Source organism: Pedobacter sp. ISL-64 (assembly GCF_018613605.1).
Classification (GTDB): Bacteria; Bacteroidota; Bacteroidia; order Sphingobacteriales; family Sphingobacteriaceae; genus Pedobacter.
Genome location: NZ_JAGGPU010000004.1, coordinates 187937 through 200953 on the forward strand (window position 1 = coordinate 187937; position 13017 = coordinate 200953).

Consider the following 13017-nt stretch of genomic DNA (forward strand, 5'->3'; position numbering starts at 1 on the left):
TGAGCGCTGATGGTTAGTGATAGTTGTTAAAGTCTTTCTTAATCCCAAGTCTTTTCATTTTTGAATTGAGCGTTGTCGGTGGCAGCTTTAAGAGTTCAGCAGCACCACCCGTTCCCCATATTTTACCGTTACACTTCTTAAGTGCAGCCAGGATATGTGTTTTTTCGCTTTCGCTCATAGAGCTAACAATTGGCTCGCTGAAACCCGTTGAGGCCGGGTTTAGAAGTTGTCTTGGTAAATCGATATGGTCTATTTGGTCATTTTTACTAAGTAGAATATTTCGTTCAATTAAATTTTCCAGTTCGCGGATATTACCCGGCCAATGATAGGTTTTCAGCTGGTCAACTACTTCATTTGAAAGTTCACGAACATTTTTCCCGGTTTTCCGGTTGTAATAGGTAAGAAAATGCTTAGCCAAAACAGGTATATCGTCTATGCGGTCTCTCAAAGCCGGCATCACAATCGGGATTACATTTAACCTGTAATACAAGTCAAGCCTAAATCTGCCTTCTGCAACTTCCTGTTCGAGGTTGCGATTGGTTGCAGCTACTATGCGTACATCAGTTTTAATGGTTTCCCGTCCACCAACCCGTTCAATTTCTTTTTCTTGCAATACACGCAATAATTTTACCTGAATTTCCAATGGGATTTCTCCAATTTCATCCAAAAATATAGTACCGGTATGCGCCTGTTCAAATTTTCCTATCTTCTTGTCGTAAGCGCCAGTAAAGGAGCCCTTTTCATGACCGAATAATTCAGATTCAATTAAGGTTATAGGTAAAGCAGCACAATTTACCTTTATGTAGGGCTTATTATTTCGGGGTGAAAGTGCATGAATTCGATGTGCTATTTTCTCCTTTCCTGTACCACTTTCACCGAGAATTAAGACAGATGAATTTGCCGGGGCAACCTGGATGATATTATCAAAAACTTTTAATAGCAAATGGGAATTTCCGATAATGCCTTCAAACAAATTGCTTTTTTCAATTTTCTGTTCTCTGTTGGCTGGCCTATATTCAACTTTTCCAGTAGAGATTAAGGTTTGCTGTGGGTCAGAAAGTAATGTGTCAATAAATCCTGTAAGAAATTTTTCGTAGCGATTCCCAAATAGCAAATGGTCTTCGCCGTATGCATTTGTAAGCCTGGAGTAGAAGTTAATGAAAAATATTCCCTTTCCATTTATTTGTAGTGGAAGAACAAAATGGGAATTCATCTTAAAGTTTTTTGTGATTAGCTTTTTAATACTTTGTTTATAAAGCAATCCAATAAGGTCTTCCTGGTCGTAGTAGTTAGCAAAACTATCCAATGGGTCTTCATTGCTTAAGGTAGATAAATCCTTAAGACTGATGCCGGTAATGGTGGCAAGTTCTGCTGGTCCGATATTTTGATATTCATCGTAACCAATCCTTAAGAAACCATACTCATTAAAGGGTTGTTCTCTTTCAGATTTGAAACCTACTGTAACGTATTCAAACGGAACATAGGGCTGTAGCGCCTTACTAATGCCCAATAACTTTTGCTTCCAATCTGCATCTGAGTTTATAATCTGTGCGGCCTTTCTTTGAAGTGCCGTGTCTTGTCTAAAACCTATTTCCTTGTTATTCTCATAGCGGTACAGGGCAATTTCTAAAGCAACAATTACATCTTTATCACGAAATGGCTTGATTACAAAACCATAAGGTTTAGTTTTTTTTGCTGCTTCGAGTATCTTTTGATTGGAATTTGCAGAAATGAAAATGAATGGGAGATTGAGTTCTGTAAGGCTATTTGCTAAATCTATACCCGATAATTCACCTATTAGTTGAATATCAATCAACACAAAATCAGGTTGTTTGCGATGGATAATTTCTAAAGCCTCTGCTACCGTGTTTGCAATACCGGATAATCCATAGCCTGCCTTTTTTATAATTCGACTTAGGGTATCTGCAATGATGAACTCATCTTCTACAATAAGGATTTCTTTAGGCATTAATTAGGGTTTAATGATTATAGTTGGGTGAACAGCCTATAGATAGAGGATTAACTATCCATAGACTGTATATTCAAACAGAAAGCCAAACATTACCGCATTTAGCTTTAATGCTTAAAAATACCTATTTAATTTAATGTTCCGAAGAAATTGGCCTTGAACCTTTTTATTTCTACGGTATCTCGTTGTTTTCATTCTGCACGCAACGTTATATCGTTGCTTCTTATCAATTGTGCTCATTAGCTTTAAATCACATTTTCAAATAGTAATCTAATTTATTGTTATAATGTATCTTCATTTTTTATTCTGATGTAAAATTGGGCGTTTCGCTAAAAGTGGCCACTGGTTTTCATCCATCGTGGCCATCTCAGGGTAAGTTTCAAGTTGACCACTACATTTCTAAAAATAGTTATCCCTGCTTTAGTATTTCACTTTTCAATCTCTATCCCGTATGTGGAAGCTGTAATAACGTTAAAGGGACGAATAAAATAGATTTCCTTCTCTATACAAGTAAGTCTAATACATCTTCATTGCAGTTCTATCTTGCTAAGGAAAGCCATGGTAGATTTCTAATTAGCCGTGACCCAAATGATATCATTATTGGCTTGAAATCTTTACAAAAAACGCTACCACCTGGTTTTTCTGATTTTGCCAAATTATTCGAGATCGAAGGTATTTATGAGCAATACAAAGATGTAGCGGAGGAGTTAATACTAAAGGCAGAGATCTACACCCAGCCTATAAATTAGTCCTCATAAATAGTTTTTCTGATTTTATCAAACCTGAAAATATCGACAGGCTAATAACAGGGAATTATACTTTGGAAGAAGATATACATAAACGTCCGCTGTCAAAATTCGTTCGTGATATTAGTAAAAGTATTGGACTAATAAAGGAGGATTGGGTTTAATTTCGTTTATAATCAGTTCATACAAGTTATTTAAATTACTAATTACCTGCCATTACAACATTATTAAGAAATATGAGGACGTGATAGATGGATGTTATTCCTCCAAAATTTTCGAAAAACCACCTATTTCAATCAATTCGTCCATAAAATGGTTCGAATTTCGCGCCGCCACTGACCCCGTAACTGGGCAAGAGATTTTTAATAGTCTTTTGCTCTTTTTTTTTCTCTCTAATTTATTGTTTGTCAGGAGGATACGCTTAAACGTTTCGCTCAGTAAAGCGGTTCGATGTTGCAGGCTTTCAAAATCAAATTTTTCGGGGAGCATCGAACCAATCAGCCTTCTTTTATCGTTAATCGTAGATTTGGTGAAAATTGGGAATAATTGAGTGAGCGTAAACATCGCATCATTCAGGATGGGCTCTAGCTGTGCTATTGTATATTTCTTTTTCGTGATTTCTTCTAATTTTGCTTCGGTTTTTGTGATATTTTCTTCGCACTCCAGTTTTAAGGTTTTATAATCATTTCCATCAATATCCCCCAACAATAGCAGTTCTCTTGCCCGTGCAAGTTTATTATTGTTCTCGGTAAGCTGTTTAGCCAACTTTTTTACTTCCCTATAACGAGTAAATTACTTATTTTTAAGTATTTAGATTTCATACCTATCTCCCTATATTTAACTTAACCAAACCAGTAACATCCCCTAAGCGGATTTACAAATTTAGCTCTTGATACTTTTATTTTACTGTGAAATAAGATAAATCTGTACAATTTATCTAGTGAGTTAGTTAATGCCAGTCCTACACCGTATCCTTTAGGTTAATAATTTATTGAAGTTATATATGTATAAATCAAAATCAAGGTTGTCGTATACTTTTATATTCCTAGCGAGCTTTATAATAGTCTCCTGTGCCAGTCAATTAATCCCCAAAGGAGCATTCGTGGTTGATCGAGACAAGCCCTTCCACGTAGAAATACCTTCCAATCTTGGACGCGGTTACCAGTGGAAGCTAGCAGATACGGTAAATTATAAAGTTTTATCACATGATTCAAAACCAAATATAGATAAATCACAAGCAACAGATATAGAACTCTTTGAGATAACTACCAGCAAAAAAAAAGGAAGTCATCAAATCGTATTCTATTATTTGAGACCTTTTGAAAAGAATATTGACACGGCAAATGCCGAAAAATTTGTGAAAATAATTTTTGTAAAGAAATGAGAAGAATATTTACTTTAATCTTGTTTATTGTACAGGGCCAATTGTGCCTCGCTCAAAGCTATGGATTTGTCCCGCCAACGAAATCTCAAGAAGATATGATCTTGAGCTCTCATGGTAAGCTTTTTGGTAGTGAATACCTGAATTTTGATGAGGATAAAGTTCCTCATTTTAACATAGTGGATCCAAATCTGTCAGAAATGGACCTAAGGAAGCATAATTTAATTACACCTGTAAAAGATCAAGGAAACTGTGGGAGCTGTTGGGTATTCGCCTCAGTAGCTTCGTATGAAAGCTCATACGCAATGCGCAACCATGGAAAAATGGTTAGTCTTTCTGAGCAAAATGCATTAAACTGTTCCAATGGTGGAAGTTGTCAGGGTGGTTTCCCAGCTTTGTTAATGAAGTGGTGGGTTGAGGATAGAAACACGGTAAAAAGCACCTCTCAGATTCCGTACACGGGCGTACAGGTTTACTGTTCTACTGGTTCAGGAGGATTTAAGGCGGTTGCTTGGGACTATGTGGATAAGCAGCGTAGATGGGATAAAAGACCACCTGTTTCAGAGATCAAGGAAGCTATTGCTAGGCATGGTGCCATTCTCACGGCAATGTATTCTACCCTGCAATTCCAGAGTTTTATCGGAAATGAGGTATTTAACCAAACCACCCCAAATGATGTTAACCATGTGGTGACTATCGTAGGTTGGAGTGATTTGAAGGCTGCCTGGCTAGTCAAAAATTCATGGGGTACACAATGGGGTAATAGTGGATATGCTTGGATTGGCTACAATAGTAATAATATTGGAGTATGTTCTTTGTGGATCGACGCTGAAATCAATAACAATTTACAACCAGAAACAATCTCCGGAGATTTTCAAATCTCCATTACTGATAATCTATCTGCAGACCAGGTCTATGAGGAGGTATATGTGACCATTAATGGCCAAACAGAAGTATTTAGCATTGGAACTGGCAATAGCACCACAACTAGTAAAATCATCCAAATCCCAGGCGGACAGACTAGCAATTACACCATTCGCTCCAAAACGACTTTTAAAGACGCTTACGGCCAAACTCGAATCGGTTTAGGGGAAGGGTCTGGAACGCTTTTAGGCTCTGGGAATTCAAAGTACAGAGTGATGATCAGTAAATTCTTATCTGCGGATAGAAGTAAATATGAAATAATCTTACATCAATGAAAAAGCTAATAATTTTCATTCTTTTATTACTCTTAAACAACCATACGCTTTGGGCTCAATGTAAAGTATTAGGTTCAGAGTATCTTCAAGAAGAAAATGCTTCACAACCGGCAGATCAAATTAATGAAGATGAATTACCCGCTGAATTGCTCAAAAACGCAAATTATATTGGGCAATTTTTCCTAGTTAGTCCCAAATTCAGGGTGACCACGAGTGAAACTGCGTCGAATGCGAAAACCTATTGCGAATGTGAAGACACGAACTGTGGTGCAACCATATTCATTGGTAGTAAGTTACTTGCCGCTTATAAAAACGGCTTTTCAACTAAAGACGGTCTCTACGGACTTATTGCGCATGAGGTTGCCCACGTTACACAGTGTAGATTAGGGGTTACAAAAAAAATATCTGGCGTGCAGATTGAACTACATGCGGATTTTTTAGCTGGATATTTCCTGGGCAGAAAAATGAAAATACAGCTTACCGACCTTCGGGAATTTTCTGCTGAGCTTTTTAAGAGGGGTGATTTTAGATTTAACGACAACCAGCATCATGGCACTCCTGAAGCTAGGGTAAGATATATGTTGGTCGGAGCATCATTGAATATGCTTGAGCTAGCAGATGCGGCCAATTATGGATTAAACTTACTGGCGGGTAATGTCGGAGTTTTTAATATCATGGGAGCATGGAGCTCGAATCTTAATAATACCCAAGGATTTGCGGCAAAATTTTTTATTTCTAGTCAGCAAGGCAATCTAGTTTTTCAACCATTTAATCCCTATAATAATCAGCCCCTTGCATATCCAACTTTTGCTTCACAAATCAGCCTTAATCAGTACCGGATTATATGGCCATCCAATAATCCTTACACGCCAGGAATTATACAGGAATTTTTGGTGGTTTCTAATAATCGGATTGTAGTCACTAATAGTATCGGGCAGGTGGATGTCTGGCTCAGGTAAATAAGATCTAAGGGTTTTTATAAAAAAATGGCGATATATATTAAACTAGCCTGATAAAAACACTATGATACCGTAATGTCACAAACAAAATTGAGAAATGAACAGTCTAAATTAATCTCAATGCGAGGTGTTTTCAAAAAATACTTGCAGTTTATCTGATCCCCGGACCCGGTAACCGGTTGCGCAAAAATTCATCAAATTTATTCTTATAACTTCTGCTCACCGTAAATTTATTTCCGTTATTGAGCAGGATTTGGTATCCATCAACCTGCTTGACGTGATTAAAGGATATTATTTCAGACCTGTTGATTCTTAAAAATTCAGTCCGCTCTTGAATAGCCTCTTCTATATGCTTCATCGTATGATAGGTTATGTGTTCCCCATCAGTTAAAAAAATCCGTACATAATTTAACATCGATTTGATGTATAAAATCTTTTCAAGCTGTATGCTAATGTATTTATGCTTTGAGCCTCCCTTTACCAGTAGAAAGCCGTCGGGATTTTTAATGAACGATTCATTTGACTTTGTTTCCAATAGGCGCTGAACCTGCTGAATAAATTTAACTTCGCTTACTGGTTTAAGTAAATAGCCATCTACGCCGATCTCAAAACTTTGCGCTTCGTATTCCGCATGGCCTGTAACGAATATCAAGAAATCGCAGTATGGCCTAAGCAATTTTGCGGCCTCGATGCCATTGATCTGTGGCATTTCAATATCTAAAAAGACTACGTCAACATGTTTTTGATCATGTAAATATGTTAATGCGTGAAGCATTATTGAAACTTTTTAAGTGGGCTACTCCGGGTCTCATCAATATGAGTTCCTCGAGCTGGGTCAGGGAGTGGTCTTCATCATCAATAGTTATACATTTTAGTTCCATAATAAAATAGCCTCGGCAAAGTATATCGCTAAAATAATAATTATATTTTTAATTAGCAATGTCTAGCTGTTTTGGAAGTCTTTCACATAGCGGTACAGGTTGTTCGCATAAAAAAGCGGTCGGTCGCATAAAAATCTTGGATGAATCTCCATTATTTAGGATTTTATCAGCGAAATAATGGTTCATTTATTAACTCGTCATTTCAACTTTTTAGTTTTTACCAAGCTGTCGGAAGCCCATGGCATGAAAAGAAGGGGATAAGAACCTCCTTCTTTGAAATGTGAGCAATGAATGCGCGCTTGAAGTTGGTGTTTTCGCATTACATGACCTTTTTGTTTTTTAAAATCATCTTATTGAGCTAAATTTCCAGCAGTTGTTTCAGCTTGTGTTTAGGGCTTTAAAGGTTGGTCATTACTCTTGCGCTGATATCGCCATATAGGGTATAGTGGCTACTAAATACAACGATGTTATGTTTTTTAATTTCTTCTCTGATCTTAAAGAATGGTGCACCCATGGCAATGCCGCAAGCTTTTGCTTCGTTGCTACGAGCGATAACACAGCCATCGTTGTTGCTTTAAATTTCAATTCAATTCCACCGAATCCTGCTGTACTTAACCCCGTCTGCCTTTTTAGAAACTAGCCGGTAAATCTCTTCATACCTAAGTTTGGGGTAGCCTTTGATAAATTAGTTTATCTTTGCAGTGAATTTTCAGCTCTCATCTGTTATGAAACCTTTAAAGGCATTCTTTCTATTTCTACTGACCGTTTTTCTCACTACAGGTGCCTTTGGGCAGACTATTGAACTGTACACTTCCTATCATGATATTTTTGCCTGTCAGGGAAGTGTTTCACAGTCACCCGCTGTTCTCAGGCTAAATCTTTCCGGGAATAATCTCCGTTCAGGAATCATGCTCTCGGTATCTCCAGGCTTTGAGATTTCAAGAAATCTTAAAACAGCTTATTCAGGCAGTCTAACCGTTGAGGCTATGGGAGGAACGGTAAATGAAATCATATTGTACGTCCGCTCATCTGCCGATGCCCCTGCAGGGATGATCGAGGGAACGGTCACTGCATCTTCAGCCAGGGCACAGACAAAGACAGTGAAACTTACCGCGGCGATCAGGGGAACTATCCCGTCTATTCCCGATCAGATTGTTGCCAACGGCGCTCCTACAAAGGCGGTCGATCTTGCCGGGAATAACTATTACTGGGTGAACGATAACCCCGGTGTGGGACTTCCGGCAAGTGGGTTTGGCCCGATACCTTCCTTTGCGGCGGTCAATAATGGTAGCAGCCCGGTAACTGCCTCGATAAAAGCCATACCCTTTTCATCTGGTCAGGCCTTTGTCACCGGAGCGGTCAGTAATAATTTCGCACTTATTAACCTGGCAACCAATAAAACTACAGTTCTTGTCGGACTGGGAAATGAGCCTATGGATGTACTGTTCAGCCCGGATGGGGAAATCCTTTATTACCTCAACTCGAAGTCCCCTGTACTCAGCTTCAAGGTGGCTGCAAGTTTTGCAAGGGAAACTAGAATACCCCTTCCGGGACAGCCCACGAGGATGATTTCAAATGCGGACGGGAGCCGGGTCTACCTGGTGAGCAATAACTCCAACGCGGTTTATGTGGTCAATACCTTAACCCGGACACTTACTGCTACCATACAGGTGGGGGCAGGGCCGGAGTATATGGCACTCAGTACCGATGGTGCTACGCTCTTCGTTTCCAATGAAGATGGCAATTCCGTTTCCCTTATCAATACAGCGGATAACGTTGTTTACCGGACTTTTACAGACGGGGGCGGTAGGAAACCCAATCATCTGGTCTGCAGCCCTGACGGAAAAAGGCTTTATGTCGGTTTTTCAAGAGGAATCAACGTTGTCGATATCGCAACGGGTACGGTAATCAGTTCCATACTCACAGCAACAGTTTCCGGTCTTTCTATCAGTCCGGACGGCAGCCGTATCTATGCATCGATTTCTGCGCTGGACCGTGTGGAAATATATGATACTAACGATTATTCACTAATCAAGCGCCTGCAGGTGGGAAGCTATCCGAATGGCTCCCGCGTAAGCGCCGATGGTAACTGGCTATATGTGGTCAACACCTCCAGCGGAGGCGTTTCCGTAATCAATACCATTACCAATGAACTGGTGTCGAGTGCGGGTGCAGGTGTTTGGTCCAGTGCCCACGGAAATTTTATTTTGGGCGGGCTCACCTGCAATACCGGTATTGTAAATTTTAAGATTACGGTCAATCCATTGGGTGCTGGAAGCCTGGTTATCAGCGGGAACCCGATCGCACTGCATACGCAAAGGGGAACTCCTTCGGAAGCAACTACGGTGAGTGTTTTGGCGAGTGGCATTAGCACCGATGTAACGGTTTACGCGCCGATAGGGTTTGAAGTTAGCAGGGACAATACTGATTTTAGTGACAAGCTTACACTGCCTGCCGCTGATTTAACCGTGCCGGTTACCATTTATATCAGGCTCAGGGCAGATAATACCGCGGGAACATTTAAAGGGGAGGTCAGTGCGGTCAGCGATGGGGGTGCTTCTTCATCACTTTCCATCCCGGATGGAACTGTCGATGAGCTTCCGGTAATTACGGTTTCGGCCGTAAGCGGTAGCGTCCTTTCCTGTCAGGGAAGTGCATCACTGTCACCCAATTTATTGCATTTTACCCTCGGTGGCGAAAATCTTTTTGCACCACTTTCGTTAAAGGCACCTCCCGGCTTTGAGCTTTCCGGGAACCCTTTTTCTGGTTTTGGGAAAACCATTTTATTTGCCCACCAGAATGGCCTGATCAGGGATGCGGAGGTTTATGTAAGGTCGGCAGCCGATGCTTCAGAAGGTGAAATCATCGGTGAGGTGCTGATAGAATCTGCCGGGGCTGAAACCCAGAGGGTAGCAGTTAGTGCAACGGTGATGGCAATGCCGCGATTGGATAGGATAGCGGATATAGAGGTAGTCGAGGACAGGCCAACCAGCGTCATTGCCTTCAGCGGCAGTTATGGCCGTGTTGTCTGGACAAATGACAGACCCGATATAGGGTTGGCTGCCAGCGGCACTGGCGATATTGCATCCTTTTTACCGCTGAACAGTGGACCGCTCCCGGTAACAGCAACCCTGAGGGCTGTTCCCTTAACTGCTACGGGAGACGGATGTGAAGGGGATGCAGTCATTTTTAAAATTAATGTAAGCCCCGCTGCACCATCGCTAACACTTGAAGGGAATATTCCGGTACTGGGTACGGTTTATGGCACACCCTCGGCTGCAGCGGTATTCAGCCTTTCCGGAAAAAGACTCTCATCAGCTGTCCGCCTGGTTGCACCTGAAGGTTATGAGATCAGCGAGGATAATACAGCCTTTTCAAGGAAACTGGATGTTGCGGTTGGGCAGGAGGGAAAAAGAGTATTGTATATACGTCTGGGGGCTTTCGCTGATGTAGGTGACTACCAGGGGCAGATCAGTGGTGTTTCACCGGAAGCCGGTGCGGCATCTCTCGCCGGACTTATTGGCCATGTCCTGCCGGCCCCGCTTACCCTAACACCGGCCGCAATACAGAAAGTTTATGGAAAATCTCTTCCTAATTCCTTATCCACCAAAAATTTTATCGCCACAGGGCTGAAAAACGGTGACCGTATCGAAACCGTTGAGCTGGACATCACTGCTGGTATACGCCCAAAAGATCCTGTTGGCAAATACAGCAAGGCAGCAGTTCCCGTTTCAGTTCAGGGAAGCCTTGTTGCCGGAAATTATTCTATGGACTTTATTCCTGGAGATGTTGATGTTGAGAAGGCAAAGCTTAGGATAAGGGCCGAGGATAAGGTGAGGAGATATGGGAAGGCCAATCCGGAACTCACCCTGCTATACAGCGGCTTTGTCAATCAGGAGGGATTGGTGGATCTGATCGGAATGCCGGTGGCAAGCACTAACGCGGGGCCGGCCTCTGTACCTGGTTATTATGTTATTTCGGTTGCGGGGGCCGCTTCCCTTAATTACCAGATTGATTACGTGCAGGGAATATTGACGGTGATTCCAGGAAGTATAGCAGTTGAGGCTCCAACGGCCTTTTCTCCAAATGGGGATGGGGTGAATGATCAGTGGAATATCCAAAATATCGGCCTGTATCCAAATTGCCGGGTTGAGGTTTTTAACCGGGGCGGAACCAAGGTGTTTTCCTCTGTTGGCTATCAGAAACCATGGGACGGCACTTATAACGGGAGCGATCTGCCGGTGGGTACCTACTTCTATACCATACTTACAGGCAATGGGACAAAGGTTGCTTCGGGCTGGGTGGTGATCATCAGGTAGTGATATGACAATTTTAAGGACTAGCCAACCCTACAATCCCGATCCACATTCCACAGATCCAATTGTTACAATGTCCAATATTAATGATCCTTCTTATGAAGAATCCTGGGGGGATGGGCTGGTACTAAACAAATTTAAACATCAAAGGTGATTTAATCAATTTTTTTAAATATCACCTGCTCAGGCCGACGGATCAGGGGAATCTGGTGTGTTTTGACAGGGTTGTAGGAGGATGGTTAGGGGAAGGTTGGGAGGCTGATGGTGTTTTGGTCGGGTTAGGTGGTGGAGGGATAGGAGGAGCTCAACAGGCATGAAGTTTGTTTGTTTCAACAAATGGACATTGTTTTGGTTGTGATTTAGAAAGAGGTTTGGTTTTTTTTAGCTGCCCCCTGCAGGCCGGGCCATCTGCTGTATCTTTTGTTCTGGAAGGATGCCGCGTCTGTCCCTGACAGGGGAGGATTATGATGGTCAGTTTTTCTTTGGCGGAGTTTTTTACTCTAGCTTGATCCACCTCGGCAACTACAGCGTTGAATGGCCCGGCTTTAAACTTCAATATGCTGGATGAAAAGCCACCTGATATAAATCCGGGTTACTCAAAACTTGCTTTTACTGGTCTGTTGATTGTCGTTGTTAATTAAAGGAGTGTCTGAACTCCAAAGGTGAAACGTTTGTCTTCGTCTTGAAGAGCTTGCTGAACGATTGTGAATGTTCAAAGCCCAATTCATAAGCAATTTCCGAAACGGAAAGATTTGTATTTGATAATTTTTCTTTAGCTTTTTCTATGATTGCGTTCTGGATGTACTGTTGTGTGTTTAGTCCTGTCAATGAACTCAACATATCACTCAGATAGCGCTGCGATAGCTTTAATTCTGTACTGATATATTTTACGGACGGTAAGCCGTTTTTCAGACTGTTTTCTTCTTCAAAATAGTGGTCTAAAAGTTTGTCCAAAGAAGTTATGATATCGTGATTGATTGCTTTTCTCGTAATAAATTGCCTGTTGTAAAAACGGTTACTGTAATTCAATAACAATTCTATCTGTGACACCAGAACATCCTGGCTGAAGTGGTCAATGTTGTTATCCAATTCATCGGCTATTGTAGCAAATAAATTGGCTATGATTTCTTTTTCTTTTGCCGACAGAAACAAGGCTTCTGAAACATCGTATGAGAAAAAGCCATAGTGATTTATTGTTTTTCCCAACGGATAATTTCGGATAAAGTCCGGATGGAAATACAAAGCAATACCCTGATAGCTCTCTGTGTCTTCCGGTGAACAAACGATTTGTTTTGGCTTCAAAAATGCTAATCCGCCTTCTTCAAAATCGTAATAGCCCTGTCCGTATTTTATTTGTCCGGTGAATGTGGGCTTAAAGGAAATTTTGTAAAAATCAAGACTTACTTTTTGCCCTTTTGGAAACATCTCAATCGGAACATTATTGTAATCAACCAATGCAATCAAGGGGTGCAATGGTGCAGGAAATCCCAAAATACGCACCAGTTGCGATATACTTTTTAGGTGATTGATGTTGGATTGTTGTTGCATTTCTCGTTTACGAATGTA

General features: G+C 41.1%; 9 protein-coding genes and 1 pseudogene. 5 read left to right on the top strand and 5 right to left on the bottom strand.

All coding sequences use genetic code 11. From position 1 onward, the window contains the following. Positions 1-13: 13 nt before the first annotated feature. Complete coding sequence (locus J7E57_RS05500; protein WP_215125947.1) at positions 14-1969, bottom strand: sigma 54-interacting response regulator; 1956 nt, start codon at positions 1967-1969, stop codon at positions 14-16. A gap of 530 nt (positions 1970-2499) precedes the next feature. Here J7E57_RS05500 and J7E57_RS05505 point away from each other — a divergent pair. Then, on the top strand, positions 2500-2718 hold the full coding sequence (locus tag J7E57_RS05505) for a hypothetical protein (protein ID WP_215125948.1): 219 nt from the start codon (positions 2500-2502) through the stop codon (positions 2716-2718). A 255-nt stretch (positions 2719-2973) separates the two neighbouring features. On the opposite strand, the gene J7E57_RS05510 is transcribed toward J7E57_RS05505, so the two are convergent. Next, positions 2974-3480, bottom strand: coding sequence for a hypothetical protein (locus tag J7E57_RS05510; protein ID WP_215125949.1), 507 nt, complete (start codon positions 3478-3480; stop codon positions 2974-2976). 238 nt (positions 3481-3718) lie between these two features. Between J7E57_RS05510 and J7E57_RS05515 the strand changes: the two genes are divergently transcribed. From J7E57_RS05515 to J7E57_RS05525, 3 genes are read left to right on the top strand one after another with little or no spacing between them, the layout of a single operon-like run. After that, positions 3719-4099, top strand: coding sequence for a protease inhibitor I42 family protein (locus J7E57_RS05515; protein WP_215125950.1), 381 nt, complete (start codon positions 3719-3721; stop codon positions 4097-4099). Continuing rightward, on the top strand, positions 4096-5295 hold the full coding sequence (locus tag J7E57_RS05520) for a C1 family peptidase (RefSeq protein WP_215125951.1): 1200 nt from the start codon (positions 4096-4098) through the stop codon (positions 5293-5295). Before J7E57_RS05515 ends, J7E57_RS05520 begins: the two co-directional genes overlap by 4 nt. Next, the gene (locus J7E57_RS05525; RefSeq protein WP_215125952.1) at positions 5292-6254 is read left to right on the top strand and encodes a hypothetical protein; all 963 of its coding nucleotides are present in this window, start codon (positions 5292-5294) and stop codon (positions 6252-6254) included. The genes J7E57_RS05520 and J7E57_RS05525 overlap by 4 nt, the downstream gene beginning before the upstream one ends. 151 nt (positions 6255-6405) lie before the next feature. Here J7E57_RS05525 and J7E57_RS05530 read toward each other — a convergent pair whose 3' ends face one another. Both J7E57_RS05530 and J7E57_RS27435 read right to left on the bottom strand, forming a co-directional pair. Next, positions 6406-7029 (bottom strand): LytR/AlgR family response regulator transcription factor, encoded by a 624-nt coding sequence (locus tag J7E57_RS05530; protein ID WP_215125953.1) that lies wholly within the window; start codon positions 7027-7029, stop codon positions 6406-6408. 503 nt (positions 7030-7532) lie between these two features. Then, positions 7533-7691: pseudogene (locus tag J7E57_RS27435) on the bottom strand (Y-family DNA polymerase); the annotation flags it as partial. 169 nt (positions 7692-7860) lie between these two features. Here J7E57_RS27435 and J7E57_RS05540 point away from each other — a divergent pair. Continuing rightward, the gene (locus J7E57_RS05540; protein ID WP_215125954.1) at positions 7861-11454 is read left to right on the top strand and encodes an MBG domain-containing protein; all 3594 of its coding nucleotides are present in this window, start codon (positions 7861-7863) and stop codon (positions 11452-11454) included. A gap of 630 nt (positions 11455-12084) precedes the next feature. Here J7E57_RS05540 and J7E57_RS05545 read toward each other — a convergent pair. Continuing rightward, positions 12085-12999, bottom strand: a complete 915-nt coding sequence (locus J7E57_RS05545) for a helix-turn-helix domain-containing protein (protein WP_215125955.1) — start codon at positions 12997-12999, stop codon at positions 12085-12087. Positions 13000-13017: the final 18 nt, after the last annotated feature.

Excerpts from the sequence above, each read along its gene's own strand:
- J7E57_RS05525 (WP_215125952.1), top strand. The coding sequence starts at position 5,292 with ATGAAAAAGCTAATAATTTTCATTCTTTTATTACTCTTAAACAACCAT.
- J7E57_RS05500 (WP_215125947.1), bottom strand. The coding sequence starts at position 1,969 with ATGCCTAAAGAAATCCTTATTGTAGAAGATGAGTTCATCATTGCAGAT.
- J7E57_RS05530 (WP_215125953.1), bottom strand. The coding sequence starts at position 7,029 with ATGCTTCACGCATTAACATATTTACATGATCAAAAACATGTTGACGTA.
- J7E57_RS05515 (WP_215125950.1), top strand. The coding sequence starts at position 3,719 with ATGTATAAATCAAAATCAAGGTTGTCGTATACTTTTATATTCCTAGCG.
- J7E57_RS05540 (WP_215125954.1), top strand. The coding sequence starts at position 7,861 with ATGAAACCTTTAAAGGCATTCTTTCTATTTCTACTGACCGTTTTTCTC.
- J7E57_RS05520 (WP_215125951.1), top strand. The coding sequence starts at position 4,096 with ATGAGAAGAATATTTACTTTAATCTTGTTTATTGTACAGGGCCAATTG.
- J7E57_RS05545 (WP_215125955.1), bottom strand. The coding sequence starts at position 12,999 with ATGCAACAACAATCCAACATCAATCACCTAAAAAGTATATCGCAACTG.